This is a genomic window from Nocardioides kongjuensis, from assembly GCF_013409625.1.
Taxonomy (GTDB): domain Bacteria; phylum Actinomycetota; class Actinomycetes; order Propionibacteriales; family Nocardioidaceae; genus Nocardioides; species Nocardioides kongjuensis.
Window position 1 is genome coordinate 1615001 of record NZ_JACCBF010000001.1, and the last position, 13993, is coordinate 1628993.

13 protein-coding genes (1 of these 13 only partly in view) are annotated in these 13993 nt (G+C 72.9%); 2 read left to right on the plus strand and 11 right to left on the minus strand.

Translation table 11 applies throughout. The features are described from left to right. The 10 genes from argH to argC all read right to left on the minus strand — a co-directional run. Positions 1–671: the 5' end (the start) of an argininosuccinate lyase gene (gene argH / locus BJ958_RS07810; RefSeq protein WP_179726320.1), read on the minus strand. 757 nt of this gene lie to the left of the window's left edge; only the first 671 of its 1428 coding nucleotides appear in the window; the start codon lies at positions 669–671; the stop codon falls past the left edge of the window. An 18-nt stretch (positions 672–689) separates the two neighbouring features. Further along, the gene (locus BJ958_RS07815) at positions 690–1166 is read right to left on the minus strand and encodes an NUDIX hydrolase (RefSeq protein WP_179726321.1); all 477 of its coding nucleotides are present in this window, start codon (positions 1164–1166) and stop codon (positions 690–692) included. Continuing rightward, on the minus strand, positions 1166–2596 hold the full coding sequence (argG, locus tag BJ958_RS07820) for an argininosuccinate synthase (protein ID WP_179726322.1): 1431 nt from the start codon (positions 2594–2596) through the stop codon (positions 1166–1168). The genes BJ958_RS07815 and argG overlap by 1 nt, the downstream gene beginning before the upstream one ends. Further along, positions 2593–3123, minus strand: coding sequence for an arginine repressor (locus BJ958_RS07825; protein ID WP_179726323.1), 531 nt, complete (start codon positions 3121–3123; stop codon positions 2593–2595). The genes argG and BJ958_RS07825 overlap by 4 nt, the downstream gene beginning before the upstream one ends. Positions 3124–3189: 66 nt before the next feature. Next, a complete protein-coding gene (gene argF, locus BJ958_RS07830; protein WP_179726324.1) occupies positions 3190–4116 on the minus strand; it encodes an ornithine carbamoyltransferase in 927 nt (308 codons plus the stop codon). Beyond that, a complete protein-coding gene (locus BJ958_RS07835; protein ID WP_273516360.1) occupies positions 4113–5330 on the minus strand; it encodes an acetylornithine transaminase in 1218 nt (405 codons plus the stop codon). The genes argF and BJ958_RS07835 overlap by 4 nt, the downstream gene beginning before the upstream one ends. Continuing rightward, positions 5327–6265 carry an acetylglutamate kinase gene (gene argB / locus BJ958_RS07840; RefSeq protein WP_179726325.1) on the minus strand — a complete coding sequence of 313 codons (939 nt, stop codon included), beginning with the start codon at positions 6263–6265 and terminating at the stop codon, positions 5327–5329. The genes BJ958_RS07835 and argB overlap by 4 nt, the downstream gene beginning before the upstream one ends. Further along, positions 6262–7413, minus strand: coding sequence for a bifunctional glutamate N-acetyltransferase/amino-acid acetyltransferase ArgJ (gene argJ, locus BJ958_RS07845; protein WP_179726326.1), 1152 nt, complete (start codon positions 7411–7413; stop codon positions 6262–6264). Before argJ ends, argB begins: the two co-directional genes overlap by 4 nt. 26 nt (positions 7414–7439) lie before the next feature. Next, entirely contained in the window at positions 7440–7961 is a 522-nt protein-coding gene (locus tag BJ958_RS07850; protein ID WP_179726327.1) for an ACT domain-containing protein, read from the minus strand. Continuing rightward, positions 7958–9004, minus strand: a complete 1047-nt coding sequence (argC, locus tag BJ958_RS07855) for an N-acetyl-gamma-glutamyl-phosphate reductase (RefSeq protein WP_218865642.1) — start codon at positions 9002–9004, stop codon at positions 7958–7960. The genes BJ958_RS07850 and argC overlap by 4 nt, the downstream gene beginning before the upstream one ends. Positions 9005–9085: 81 nt before the next feature. Between argC and BJ958_RS07860 the strand changes: the two genes are divergently transcribed. Both BJ958_RS07860 and BJ958_RS07865 read left to right on the plus strand, forming a co-directional pair. Further along, positions 9086–10093: an ATP-binding cassette domain-containing protein gene (locus BJ958_RS07860; RefSeq protein WP_179726329.1), complete on the plus strand. Its 1008-nt coding sequence runs from the start codon at positions 9086–9088 to the stop codon at positions 10091–10093. Continuing rightward, on the plus strand, positions 10093–10926 hold the full coding sequence (locus BJ958_RS07865) for an ABC transporter permease (protein ID WP_179726330.1): 834 nt from the start codon (positions 10093–10095) through the stop codon (positions 10924–10926). The genes BJ958_RS07860 and BJ958_RS07865 overlap by 1 nt, the downstream gene beginning before the upstream one ends. Here BJ958_RS07865 and BJ958_RS07870 read toward each other — a convergent pair. After that, entirely contained in the window at positions 10923–13805 is a 2883-nt protein-coding gene (locus BJ958_RS07870; protein ID WP_218865643.1) for an AAA family ATPase, read from the minus strand. The genes BJ958_RS07865 and BJ958_RS07870 overlap by 4 nt on opposite strands. Positions 13806–13993: the final 188 nt, after the last annotated feature.

Sequence of the window (13993 nt, forward strand, 5' to 3'; positions counted from 1 at the left end):
ACCAGCTCGGGGTCGAGGCCGAGGCTCTGGCCGGCCAGGGCACCGGAGCCGTACGGCGAGTCGCCGGCCACGCGCCGGCGCCAGTCGCCGAGCCGCTCGACGTCGCGGAGCAGGGCCCAGGCGTGCGCGAGCAGGTGGTGCGAGAGCAGCACCGGCTGGGCGTGCTGGAGGTGGGTGCGGCCCGGCATGACCGCCGGTCCCCCGTCGACCGAGGTGAGGTGCTGCTCGGCCTGTCCGGCGAGCGCGTCGACCAGGTCGAGGACCAGGCCGGCCACGGTGAGCGAGTGGTCGAGCAGGTAGCACCGGAAGAGCGTGGCGATCTGGTCGTTGCGCGAACGGCCGGCGCGCAGCTTGCCGCCGACGTCGGGTCCGACCTCCCCGATGAGCAGCCGCTCGAGGGCGCCGTGGACGTCCTCGTCGGAGGGATCCGGCTGCAGCGAGCCGTCGGTGAACCGGGCAGCCAGGACGTCGAGGCCGCGGTGCAGCTCGGCCTCCTCGTCGGCGGTGAGCAGGCCCGCGGCGCCGAGCGCCTTGGCGTGGGCGTGGGAGCCGGCGATGTCGTAGAGCCCCAGGCGCCAGTCGAAGTGGGTCGAGCGCGACAACGCGTCCAGCTCCGGCGAGGGTCCGCCCTCGAAGCGTCCGCCCCACAGCTTGCCGGTATTGGTGCTCATTGCGCTGGTTCCGTCCTGTCAGTTCTGCCGGACGTGCGCGATCGCCGCCCGCATCTGGTCGATCAGCCGCGGGTCCACCGCGCGGCCGTCCCGGTCGAGCTCCTCGGGCGTCCACCAGGCCGCGTCGAAGATCGACTGCGACTCCAGCAGGTCCAGGCCCGCGAAGCTGATCGCTCCTGCATCCGACTCCTCCAGCGCCACGGCGAAGAGGGTCGAGTCGTTGACGTAGTCACGCCCGTCCCACGAGAACGCGACCTCGAAGGTGCCGTACGGCTCACCGAGCGCCTCGGGAGACACGACCACGCCGGTCTCCTCGCGCAGCTCGCGGGTCGCGGCCTCGGCGAGGGACTCCCCTGCGTCGGCCGCTCCCCCGACGGTGAACCAGTACCGCACCTCCGGCAGCGCCGGGTCGCACCCGAGCAGCAGCAGGACCTTGCCCTCGCTGCTGACCGGGAGGACCCGGGCCACCGTGCGCCTCGTGGGCTCGTGGTGCATCAGTCGGTCCCGAGCTCCATCGCGACCTCCTCGAGGATGGCCTCGCCCTCGTCGCCGCCCTCGGGGTTGGCGGTGATCTGGTCGTAGCCGCCGGCCGGGAGCTCACCGAACAGGGTGCCGTTCTCGACGAGGACGGTGCCCTGGTCGAGCGGCTGGCCGGCGTACGCCTCGAGCTTGGCGCGCGAGTCGGCGATGTCGAGGTTGCGCATCGTCAGCTGACCGATCCGGTCGGTCGGGCCGAAGGCGGCGTTCTCGACACGCTCCATGGAGAGCTTCTCCGGGTGGTAGGAGAAGTTCTCGCCCTCGGTCTTGAGGATCGTGTAGTCGTCACCGCGGCGCAGGCGCAGGGTGACGGTGCCGGTGACGAGGGAGGCGATCCAGCGCTGGATCGACTCGCGCAGCATCAGCGCCTGGGGGTCGAGCCAGCGACCCTCGTAGAGCAGCCGGCCGAGCTTGCGGCCCTCGAGGTGGTAGTTGGCGAGGGTGTCCTCGTTGTGGATCGCGTTGAGCAGGCGCTCGTACGCCGCGAACAGCAGCGCCATGCCGGGCGCCTCGTAGATGCCGCGGGACTTGGCCTCGATGATGCGGTTCTCGATCTGGTCCGACATGCCCAGGCCGTGGCGACCACCGATGGCGTTGGCCTCCAGCACGAGGGCCACCGCGTCGTCGTAGCGCCGGCCGTTGATCGCGACCGGACGGCCCGCATCGAAGGTGACGGTGACGTCCTCGGTCTCGATCGCCACCGACGGGTCCCAGAACTTCACGCCCATGATCGGCTGGACGATCTCGAGGGAGACGTCGAGGTGCTCGAGGACCTTGGCCTCGTGCGTGGCGCCCCAGATGTTGGCGTCGGTGGAGTAGGCCTTCTCGGTCGAGTCGCGGTAGGGCAGGCCGTGCTCGACGAGCCACTCGCTCATCTCGTGCCGGCCGCCGAGCTCGTTGACGAAGTCGGCGTCCAGCCACGGCTTGTAGATGCGCAGCTCGGGGTTGGCCATCAGGCCGTAGCGGTAGAACCGCTCGATGTCGTTGCCCTTGTAGGTCGAGCCGTCTCCCCAGATGTTGACGTCGTCGGCCTGCATGGCACGGACCAGCATGGTGCCGGTGACGGCACGGCCCAGCGGGGTGGTGTTGAAGTACGCCTTGGCGCCGGAGCGGATGTGGAAGGCACCGCAGGCCAGGGCGGCGAGGCCCTCCTCGACGAGCTGGGGCTTGATGTCGACCGCACGGGCGATCTCGGCGCCGTACTGCTTCGCACGCGCGGGGACACCGGCGATGTCGGGCTCGTCGGGCTGACCGATGTCGGCGGTGTAGGTGCACGGGATCGCACCCTTGTCGCGCATCCACGCCACCGCGACGGAGGTGTCGAGGCCGCCGGAGAAGGCGATACCGACGCGCTCTCCCTGGGGAAGGGAGGTCAGGACCTTGCTCAACTGTGTGAATCCTTTCGGGTGTCGCCCTCGGCGAGTGCGGTGAACTTGTGGGCCAGGGCGTCTCCCCCGGCGGGGTCGCGCCCGATCACGAGCACAGTGTCGTCCCCGGCGATGGTTCCGAGCACGTCGGCGAGCTCGACCTTGTCGATCGCACTCGCCAGGAACTGCGCCGCGCCGGGCGGGGTGCGCAGCACGACGAGGTTGGCGCTGGCCTCGGCGCTGACGAGCAGCTCGGAGGCCAGCCGGGACAGGCGGTGCTGACTGGCGGCGCTCTCCCCCGTCACCGGGCTGCGGTTGCCGCCCTCGGCGGGCACGGCGTACACGAGGGCGCCGGTGGTGGAGCGCACCTTGACCGCGTCGAGCTCGACGAGGTCGCGGCTCAGGGTGGCCTGGGTGACGTGCACGCCCCGGCTGCCCAGCAGGTCGGCGAGCTCGGGCTGGGAGCGCACCTCCCGGGTCTCCAGGAGCTCGACGACGATCGCCTGCCGGGCGCTCTTGGTCATCGGGGTCAGGGCGTGCTCGCTCATCTGGGGTCCCCGACGAGTTGTTCGGGGAAGCGCAGCGGAGGAGAGGAGCTCGGTGGGGTGGTCATCTCAGGACCGCTTGCCCTCGAGCCAGGTGAGGACCGCCTTCTGCGCGTGGCGGCGGTTCTCGGCCTCGTCCCACACCACGCTCTGCGGACCGTCGAGGACCTCGGCGGCGATCTCCATCCCGCGGTAGGCCGGCAGGCAGTGCATCACGATGGCGTCGGCCTTCGCGGCGGCGACGAGCTCGGGCGTGACCGCCCAGGGACCGAAGACCGCGCGGCGGGCGTCGCGCTCGTCCTCCTTGCCCATCGAGACCCAGGTGTCGGTGATGACGATGTCGGCACCGGCGACGGCGTCGCGCGGGTCGGCGACCGCCGTGCCGGATCCGCCGGTGGCGGCGCCGATCTCGTCGGCCCTGGCGAACATCGCCTCGTCAGGCACGTAGCCCTCGGGCCCGCTGATCCGCACGTGCATGCCGGCGGTGGCACCCGCGAGCAGCCAGGAGTTGCCCATGTTGCACGCGCCGTCGCCGAGGAAGGCGGCCGTCAGGCCGGCCAGGTCGCCCTTGTGCTCACGGATGGTGAGCAGGTCGGCGAGCAGCTGGCAGGGGTGGAACTCGTCGGTGAGGGCGTTGACGACCGGCACGCCGGCGTACGCCGCCATCTCGTCGAGGTTCGTCTGGGCGTAGGTGCGCCACACGATCTGCGCGGCCTGGCGGCCGAGCACCCGGGCGACGTCGGCGACCGACTCGCGCTTGCCGATGCCGGCGAGGGTGCCGTCGACGAGCATCGGGTGGCCGCCGAGCTCGGCGATGCCGGCGGCGAAGGAGGCCTGGGTGCGCAGCGTCGGCTTGTCGAAGATCATCGCGACGGTGCGCGGCCCGGCGAGCGGCTGGTGACCGTAGGGCTCGGCCTTGAGCTTGGCCGCGAGGTCGAGGACCTCGGCCTGCTCGGCCGGGGTCAGGTCGTCGTCGCGGAGGAACGATCGAGTCATGCGGTCACTCCTGCCGAGTCGTTGGCGTGGTCGAGGATCGCCGGCCAGGCGGCCGCGAAGGCGGCGACGTCGGCGTCGGCGAGGTTGAGGGGCGGGGCCATCCGGACCCGCTCAGGGGTGGCGGCGTTGAGGAGGAACCCGGCGTCCTGCGCGGCGGTCACGACCTCGGCGGCCTTCGGCTCGGCGAGGGTCAGCCCGACGAGCAGGCCCTCGCCGCGGGTCTCGACGACGCGCGGGTCGGTCGCCGCGGCGGCCTTGAGCGCGGCGCCCTGGGCAGTGGCGTGGGCGAGCAGGTCCTCCTCGACGATCACGTCGAGGACGGCGAGCGCGGCCGCCGCGGCGACCGGGTTGCCGCCGAAGGTGGTGCCGTGGTTGCCGGGGTCGAAGAGCTTGCCGGCGCCGTGGGTGGCCAGGCAGGCACCGATCGGGATCCCGCCCGCCAGGCCCTTGGCGAGCGTGACGATGTCGGGCGTGACCGGGGCGTCGACGAGCGCAGGGTTCTGGTGGGCGAACCAGGTGCCGGTGCGGCCGACGCCGGTCTGGATCTCGTCGAGCCACAGCAGTGCGCCGTTCTCGTGGGCGATCCTCTGGGCGGTCGGCAGGTAGTCGCGCGGCGGCACGATGACGCCGGCCTCCCCCTGCACCGGCTCGACCAGGATCGCCGCGGTGTCGCGGTCGACGGCTGCCTCGAGAGCGGCGGTGTCGCCGTACGGGACGAAGACGACGTCGCCGGGCAGCGGCTCGAAGGGCTCGCGGTAGGCGGGCTTCGACGTCAGGGCGAGCGCGCCCATGGTCCGGCCGTGGAAGGAGCCCTCGGTGGCCACGATCCTGGTGCGCCCGGTACGCCGGGTCAGCTTGAACGCGGCCTCGTTGGCCTCGGCGCCGGAGTTGGTGAAGAACACCCGGGCCTCGGTGCCGAGGAGGTTCACGAGCCGCTCGGCGAGCGTGATCTGCGGCCCGCTGGCGAAGAAGTTCGAGATGTGGCCGAGGGTCTGCAGCTGCCCGGTGACCGCGGCGACCAGGCGCGGATGGCCGTGGCCGAGCGCGTTGACGGCGATGCCGCCGAGCAGGTCGACGTACTCGCGACCGTCGGCGTCCCACACGTGGGCACCCTCGCCGCGGACCAGGACGGTCTTGGGCGGGCCGAAGGTGTTCATCAGCGCACCGGCGTAGCGCTCGGTCCACTCCCGGTTGCCGGGTTCGGTGGCGGTCACGTGAGGGCCTCCCGGGCCTTGCGGGTCTTGGTGGTGACGCCGGGCAGCACCTGGGTGCCGACGCCCTCGTCGGTGAACAGCTCGAGCAGGACGGCGTGCGCCTGGCGCCCGTCGACGACGGTCGCGCGCTTCACGCCGTCGCGCACGGCCTGCAGGCAGGCGCTCATCTTCGGGATCATGCCGCTGGCCAGCGACGGGAGGATCTCCTCCAGCGCCTCGGGACTGATCTCGCCGATCACCTCCTCGGGGTCCGGCCAGTCGAGGTAGAGGCCCTCGACGTCGGTGAGGACGAGCAGCTTCTCGGCGCCGAGCGCGGCGGCCAGCGAGGCCGCGGCGGAGTCGGCGTTGACGTTGTGGACGACCCCGTCGACGTCGGGCGCGACGCTGGACACGACCGGGATCCGGCCGGCCTCGATCAGGTCGAGGACCGCCTCGGGCCGGACCTGGGCGACCTCGCCGACCAGGCCGAGGTCGACCTCCTCGCCGTCGACGACGGTGCCGGTCTGCTCGGCGGTGAAGAGGCCGGCGTCCTCGCCGGACAGGCCGACCGCGAGCGGGCCGTGCTCGTTGATCAGGCCGACCAGCTCGCGCTGGACCTGGCCGACGAGCACCATCCGGACGACGTCCATCGCCTCGGGCGTGGTGACCCGCAGGCCACCACGGAACTCCGACTCGATGCCGAGCCGGTCGAGCATGGTCGAGATCTGCGGGCCGCCGCCGTGCACGACGACCGGGCGGAAGCCGGCGAAGCGGAGGAACGCGATGTCCTCGGCGAAGGCACGCTTGAGCGTGTCGTCGGTCATGGCGTTGCCGCCGTACTTGATCACCACGATCTTGCCGTGGTAGGCCTTCAGCCAGGGCAGCGCGCCGGCGAGGGTGTGGGCCTTGAACTGGTCCGGCTTGCCGGGCTCGTGGGTCTCGGTGGTGTCGCTCATGAGGAGTAGGCGCTGTTCTCGTGGACGTAGGCGTGGGTCAGGTCGTTGGTCCACACGGTCGCCTCGGCGTCGCCGGACTTGAGGTCGATGGTGACGGTGACCTTCCGGTCGGACAGGTCGACGAGCGACGGGTCCTCGGCGGGCGTGCTGTTGCGGCACACCCACACGCCGTTCATCGCGACGTCGAGGTTCGCAGGGTCGAACGCGGCCTGCGTCGTACCGACGGAGGCGAGGACCCGGCCCCAGTTGGGGTCCTTGCCGAACACGGCTGCCTTGAACAGGTTGCTCCGGGCGACGCTGCGGCCGACCTCGACCGCGTCGTCCTCGGAGGCGGCGCCCCGCGTGGTGATCGCGATCTCGTGGTCGGCGCCCTCGGCGTCGGCGAGCAGCTGGATCGCCAGCGAGCGGCAGACCTCGGTCAGCGCGGCGGTGAAGTCGGACAGGCTCGGCGTCACGCCCGACGCGCCGCTGGCCATCAGGGTGACGGTGTCGTTGGTCGACTGGCAGCCGTCGGAGTCGAGCCGGTCGAAGCTGACCCGGGTCGCGGCGCGCAGCGCGGCGTCCAGGTCGGCAGCGGGTACGACGGCGTCGGTCGTGATCACGACGAGCATGGTCGCGAGCGCCGGCGCGAGCATGCCTGCGCCCTTCGCCATGCCGCCGATCGACCAGCCCTCACCCTGCACGACGACCTGCTTGCTGACCGTGTCGGTGGTCATGATCGCCTCGGCCGCGTCGTTGCCGCCGTCGGCGGAGAGCCGCGCGTGGAGGACCTCGACGCCGTCGAGCAGGGTCTGGCGGTGGTTGACCAGGCCGATCAGGCCGGTGGAGCAGACGACCACGTCACCGGCGGCGATACCGGCGAGCTCGCCGACCTTCTCGGCGACCTGGTGGGTGGTCTGGAAGCCCTCGGGGCCGGTGTAGCAGTTGGCGCCGCCGGAGTTGAGGACGACGGCGCGCACCACGCCGTCCTTGACGACCTGCTCGCTCCACAGCACGGGGTTGGCCTTGCAGCGGTTGCTGGTGAAGACCGAGGCGGAGTCGAACGTGGGGCCCTGGTTGACGACGAGGGCGAAGTCCTTCTTGCCGCTCGACTTCAGGCCGATCGCGGCGCCGGCTGCCACGAAGCCGGCGGGGTGGGTGACGCTCATGGGGTTCTGGGTTCCTTCGGGACGGTTCAGACGGGGACGGCGGGGGCGACGGTGTGCCCCGATCGTCGCCAGGCCTCCTCGGCCCTGTCGGCCATCCCGGTCGGGACGAGGATCCAGTCGGTGTCGAAGGTGGAGAGCGTGAACACCGGGATCTCCGCCTCGGCCAGCGGTGTCAGCAGGCCGGCCAGGATGCCGACCGCGGTCAGGTCGAGCTCGCCGTCGACGCAGAACGCGGTGAGCGGCTTGTGGTGGCGGGCCTTCTTGGGCACGCTGCGGCCGGCGCAGACCAGGGAGGTCTCGGTCGCGGTCGCGGTGATCGAGAAGACCGAGGAGGACTCGGCCCACAGCGGGATCTCGGCGCCGGCCGCGAGCCGGACGACGGCGAGGGTCTCCGGGTAGCGGGACAGGGAGTAGCCGCCCTGCTCGGTCTGCTCGGTCTGCTCGGTCTGCTCGGTCTGCTCGGTCTGCTCGGTCTGCTCGGTCTGCTCGGTCTGCTCGGTCTGCTCGGTCTGCTCGGTCTGCTCGGTCTGCTCGGGCTGCTCGGTCACGGGGCCAGTCCTACGGTGCTCAGGCCCGTGGTCTCGTCGAGACCGAGGGCGAGGTTCATGCACTGCACGGCGGCGCCGGCAGTGCCCTTGGCGAGGTTGTCGATGGCGCCGACGGCGACCAGCCGCCCGGCGGCCTCGTCGACGGTGACCTGCAGGTGCACGGCGTTCGAGCCGAGCACCGACTGGGTCTGCGGCCACTGCCCGGAGGGCAGGACGTGGACGAACGGCTCGTCGGCGTACGCCTTCACGTAGGCGGCGTGTGCCTCCTCGGCCGTGACCGGGCCGGCCAGCGGTGCCGAGCAGGTGGCCAGGATGCCCCGCGACATCGGGACGAGCAGCGGCGTGAAGCTGACCTTCACCTCGGCGTCCGTGAGCCGGCCGAGGTTCTGGGTGATCTCGGGCGTGTGGCGGTGGACCCCGCCGACGCCGTACGCGCTGGTGTTGCCCATCACCTCGCTGCCGAGCAGGTGGGTCTTCGGGGCCTTGCCGGCCCCGCTCGTGCCGGAGGCCGCCACCACCACGACGTCCGGGACGACCAGACCGGCGGCGACGGCCGGGGCGAGGGTCAGCGAGGAGATCGTCGGGTAGCAACCGGGGACGGCGACCCGCTTGGCACCCTGCAGCGCCGCCCGGTTGCCGGGGAGCTCGGGCAGGCCGTAGGGCCAGGTGCCGGCGTGCGCGCTGCCGTAGAACTGCTGCCAGGCAGCCGCGTCCTCGAGCCGGAAGTCGGCGCCGCAGTCGATCACGACCACGTCGGGGTTCTGCGCGGTGAGCTCCTCGGCGAGCGCACCGGACTGGCCGTGGGGCAGGCCGAGGAAGACGACGTCGTGGCCCGCGAGCACCTCGACGGTGGTCGGCTCGAGCACGCGGTCGGCGAGCGGGAGCAGGTGGGGCTGCAGCGTCCCGAGGAGCTCCCCGGCATTGCTGGCTGCGGTGACCGCACCGATCTCGACGCCGGGGTGGCCCAGCAGCAGCCGCAGCACCTCGCCCCCGGCGTACCCACTGGCGCCGGCGACGGCGACCCTCACCTTGCTCATGTGCATGAACATACAGGGTCATGCATGAAACCGCGACAGCGGCCCGCTGAAACCGGGATGAAAGCGGTGCCCGGCACGCTCGGCGCCATGAACGACATCCTCCACCCTCCCGCGGCGGGACGCGACCTCGCGGTCGACGCCAGCGGCCTGGTGAAGTCCTTCGGGGACTTCAGGGCCGTCGACGGCATCGACCTGCAGGTCGCCCGCGGCGAGGTCTTCGGCGTGCTCGGACCCAACGGCGCCGGCAAGACCACCACCTTGTCCATGCTCGCGACCCTGCTGCCGATCGACGGCGGCCGCGCCTCGATCTTCGGCGTCGACGTCGCCGGCGAGCCGCACCGCGTGCGGCAGCTGCTCGGCGTGACCGGCCAGTACGCGTCGGTCGACGAGAACCTCACCGCCACCGAGAACCTGGTTCTCTTCGCCCGGCTGCTCGGGCACCGGCGGCAGGGCGCGTACACGATCGCGGCCGACCTCCTCGAGCGGTTCGGCCTCACCGAGGCGGCGACCCGGCAGATCAAGAACTTCTCCGGCGGCATGCGGCGCCGGCTCGACCTGGCCGCCTCGCTGATCGCGCGGCCACCGCTGATCTTCCTCGACGAGCCGACCACGGGCCTCGACCCGCGCACCCGCGGCCAGATGTGGGACACCATCCGCGAGCTGGTCGCCCAGGGCTCGACGATCCTGCTGACCACGCAGTACCTCGACGAGGCCGACCAGCTGGCCGACCGGATCGCGGTCATCGACGCGGGCCGCAAGGTCGCCGAGGGCACGCCGGAGCAGCTCAAGTCCGGCGTCGGGTCCTCGACCCTGCACCTGCGCCTGGCCGACCGCGAGCAGACCGCGGCTGCCGCCGCCGTCGTCGAGCGTGCGCTCGGCGAGGCGCCGGTCCTGACCCCCGAGGCGGGCGGCCTCAACGTGCCGCTGACCCATGCGGACCGGGCCGGTGACGTGCTGATCGCGCTGCGCCAGGCCGAGCTGTCGATCACGACCGCGACGGTGCGCCAGCCCACGCTCGACGAGGTGTTCCTGGCGCTGACCGGGCACCACAGCGAGCCCCACGAGAACGACGACGACACCGAGGAGGTGGCCTGATGACCACGCTCACCGACACCCGGCCCGCGGCCGCCGTACCGCTGTCGCCCGCGGAGCTCCCCGCCCGGCCCACCCTGCGCGACACCGTCGACCAGACCCTGGCGATGGCGTGGCGCTCGACGAAGAAGATGCGCCGCAACCCGGAGCAGTTCTTCGACGTCACGATCCAGCCGCTGCTGTTCACCGCGATGTTCGCCTACATCTTCGGCGGCGCGATCTCCGGCAGCGTCAGCGCGTACCTGCCGCTGATCATCCCCGGCATCCTCGCCCAGACCGCGCTCACCTCGTGCATGGCGATGGGCACGCAGCTGCGCGAGGACATGGACAAGGGGGTCTTCGACCGGTTCCGCTCCCTGCCGATCGCGCGGATCGCTCCCCTCGCAGGGCCGGCGCTGGCCGACGTCATCCGCTACACGATCGCCTCGACGCTGACCATCCTGGTCGGCCTCGCGATGGGCTACCGCCCCGGCGGCGGCGTGCTCGGCACCCTCGGCGGCTGGCTGCTGACCATCGTGGCCGCCTGGTCGCTGGCCTGGATCTTCACCTGGCTGGGCACCGTCGCCCGGTCCGCGCAGGCGGTGCAGGGCATCTCGATGCTGATCATGTTCCCGCTGACGTTCCTGTCCAACGCGTTCGTCCCGGCCGAGTCGCTGCCCGGCTGGCTGGAGGCGTTCGTGAAGGTCAACCCGGTCTCGCACGTGGTCACCGCGTGCCGCGACCTGATCAACGAGGGCCAGGTCACCGCCGAGGTCGGCTGGGCGCTGCTCGGCTGCGCGGCGGTCGTCGCGATCTTCGCGCCGCTGGCGGTGCGGTCGTACTCGCGGAAGTTCTAGGCCGGGACGGCCGGGCCGAACAGCCGGCCGACGACGTCGCGGGCCTCGTCCAGCAGGTCGAGCCCGCGGCGTTCGTCGTACCCGGCATCGACGGTGGCGAGCAGGCCGGGCTCGCGCTCCTCGGCGAGGGTGGCGACGTGGTGCCAGTCGAGGGTCGGGATGAAGCGCGGGTAGGCACAGCGCTCGGCGAGGACCAGCAGGCGTACGGCGTCCGCGTCGGCCAGCGCCCTCTTGCGCAGGGCCCACGTGCCGAGCGCGAACAGCAGCAGCCCGACGACGGGCATGTCGACGAAGCCCCGCTCGCGCGCCAGGACCCGCGGCGCGGCGGCGCCCAGCCAGGCGTAGAGGTCGGCGCCGTCGTCATCGCGGCCGTGGGTGGCCAGGGCGACGGCGGCGACGCCGTTGCCGTAGATGGTCCAGGGCGCCAGGTCGGCATCGCGGCCCATGCCCGGGAACCGCAGGGCGCTCATCGTCGTGGCCGCCTGCCGCACGATCCGGCAGCCCTCGTCGACGTCTCCGCGCGCGAAGGCGATCTCGGCGCGGGTGGCGAGCACGGTGCCCTCGGTGCCGATGCCGCCGCTGTAGTCGCCGTCGGCGTACGCCGCCACGTCGTCGAGCACCCGCTCGGCAGCGTCCGGGTCGCCACGCAGCAGGGCCGCGACCGCCGAGACGGTCATCGCCTGCAGCGCGTCCTCCCGTGCGCCGAGGCGGGCCAGGACCGGGGTCGCGGCCCGCGCGTGCGGCTCGGCCCGGTCGACCATGCCGAGCTGGCTGTAGAGGCCGGCGAGCTGGGTGTGCAGCACCGCGCGGCTCCAAGGGCCGGTGTCCTCGGTGACCACCTCGAGCGCCTGCTCGGCCGCCTCGACGGCGCCCTCGATGTCGCCGGCGTTCTCGCGCGCGTGGCTGCTCCACTGCAGCGCCACGCCCCACACCATCGGGTCGTCGGACTCGAGCGCCTCGACGGCGTCGTGGGTGTTGCCGGAGTCCCGGGCGCCCAGGACCACGGTGACGATCGCGGCGATCCGTGGGCTCGTCGTACCCGGGCCGAGGGCGGCGAGGCGGGCGTGGACCTCGGTGAGCACGTCGAGCTGGGCGACCCACGAGTTCACCAGGGTGAGGGACAGCGCCGCCCGGGTCTGGTCGGCACGCCCGGGTCCCGGCTCGTAACCGGCGACCGCGGCGGCGAGCGGCTCGCACAGCATGATCACGCGGGCGTGCTCGCCGCGGATGCTCCAGAACCCGCCGAGCAGCGCCATCAGCGCGACGACGGCGTCGGGGTCGGGAGCGGCGAGCGCCTTGCGCAGGGCGTCGGCGAGGTTGTTCTCCTCGACGGCGACGGCGTCGATGGTGGCCACCTGGTCGCGGGAGAAGATCGCGGGACCGTACCGGTCGGCGTACGCGACCGCCCAGGCCTGGTGGGCCGCCTGGGCCTCGGCCTGCTCCCCCGCGTCGACCAGCTGCATCCGGCCGAACTCGCGGACGGTCTCGAGCATCCGGTAGCGCAGCGGCGCACCGGGACCGGGGTCGAGGACGGTCAGCAGCGACTGCGCGACCAGCTCCTCGACCGACGCCAGCGCGTCGTCGCCGAGCAGTCGCTCGGCCGCGTCGAGGGTGAAGCCGTCCTGGAAGACGGAGAGCCGGCGCAGGCCGCGGCGGTCGCGCTCGGCGAGCAGGTTCCAGGACCAGTCGATGACGGCGAGCAGCGTCTGGTGACGGTCGGGTGCGCTGCGGTCGCCGCCGCGCAGCAGGGCGAACCGGTTCTCGAGGCGGGCTGCGATGTCCTCGACCGACATCGCGCGCACCTTCACCGCCGCGAGCTCGATCGCGAGCGGCAGGCCGTCGAGGCGCTCCACGATCTCGTCGACCGCCGCCGTGGGCAGCACGACGCCGGGTCGCGCCGCGAGCGCGCGCTGGCGGAACAGGTCGGCGGCGTCGGTCGGACCGAGCCGGCTGAGCTCGAAGACGTGCTCGGCCGCGATCGCGAGCGGGGCGCGGGTGGTGGTGAGCACCCGCAGCGCCGGGGTGACGGCGACCAGGAAGGCGACCAGGTCGGCGACGGCCTCGACGAGGTGCTCGCAGTTGTCGAGCACGAGCAGGGTCGGCGCCTGGTCGAGCTGTTGGGCGATCCGCGAGCGGATGTCGCGCTGCTGCTCGGCGGTCAGGCCGTGCCGCCCGATGAGGGAGTCGCGGACGCCGAGTGCCGAGCCCACCTCCGCGACGACGTCGGCCGGGTCGACGACGCCGACGAGCTCGACGACGTGGACCACCGGCTGGTCGGCCTCGGCCGCGACCAGCTGGGCCAGGCGGGTCTTGCCCAGCCCGCCGGGGCCGAGGATCGACACCACGCGGTGGGAGCCGACCAGTCCGCGCAGCCGGGCGAGGTCGTCGGTGCGGCCGACCAGGCTGCTGGCGTAGTGGGCCAGGCCCGAGCGGACCGGGCGGTCGAGGAGCAGCAGCTCGTGGTGGAGCGCCTGCAGCTCCGGGGCGGGGTCGACGCCGAGGCGGTCGGCGAGCCGCGCCCGGTGCTCCTCGAAGCGGGTGAGCGCCGCCGGCACCCCGCGGACGGCGGCCTCGCTGCGCAGCAGGGCGGCGAGGGCGAGGTCGTCGCCGTCGGTGCCGCGCGCCTCGAGCAGCGGCAGCGCCTCGTCGTGGCGGCCGAGGGCGGCGAGGATCCGGCCGGCGAGGGCGGGGTGGTCGCCGAGCTGTGGGAGGTACGCCGCCGCCTCGCTCCAGGCGCCGGCGGCGACGCAGCGGCGTGCGGCCTCGAGTGCCTGGTCGCTGGCCCACAGGTCGACGTCGCCGGTGCCGAGGGCCAGGCGGTAGCCGTGGCCGGCGCGCTCGACGACACCGGGCGCGGTCGCGGCCCGGGCGCGGGACACGACGACCTGCAGTGCCTTGGTCGGGCTGACCGGCGGGTCGTCGCCCCAGATGGCGTCGATCAGGGACTCCTCCCCGACCGTCTTGCCGCGGGCACCGGCCAGGGCCGCGAGCAGCGTGCGCGTCCGGTCACCCGGAACGGGGACGCCGTCCCAGGTGATCTCGTCGGACAGCCGCAGCCGCGGCCCCG

Excerpts from the sequence above, each read along its gene's own strand:
- BJ958_RS07815 (WP_179726321.1), bottom strand. The coding sequence starts at position 1,166 with ATGCACCACGAGCCCACGAGGCGCACGGTGGCCCGGGTCCTCCCGGTC.
- BJ958_RS07825 (WP_179726323.1), bottom strand. The coding sequence starts at position 3,123 with ATGAGCGAGCACGCCCTGACCCCGATGACCAAGAGCGCCCGGCAGGCG.
- argF (WP_179726324.1), bottom strand. The coding sequence starts at position 4,116 with ATGACTCGATCGTTCCTCCGCGACGACGACCTGACCCCGGCCGAGCAG.
- argB (WP_179726325.1), bottom strand. The coding sequence starts at position 6,265 with ATGAGCGACACCACCGAGACCCACGAGCCCGGCAAGCCGGACCAGTTC.
- argJ (WP_179726326.1), bottom strand. The coding sequence starts at position 7,413 with ATGAGCGTCACCCACCCCGCCGGCTTCGTGGCAGCCGGCGCCGCGATC.
- argC (WP_218865642.1), bottom strand. The coding sequence starts at position 9,004 with ATGCACATGAGCAAGGTGAGGGTCGCCGTCGCCGGCGCCAGTGGGTAC.
- BJ958_RS07860 (WP_179726329.1), top strand. The coding sequence starts at position 9,086 with ATGAACGACATCCTCCACCCTCCCGCGGCGGGACGCGACCTCGCGGTC.
- BJ958_RS07865 (WP_179726330.1), top strand. The coding sequence starts at position 10,093 with ATGACCACGCTCACCGACACCCGGCCCGCGGCCGCCGTACCGCTGTCG.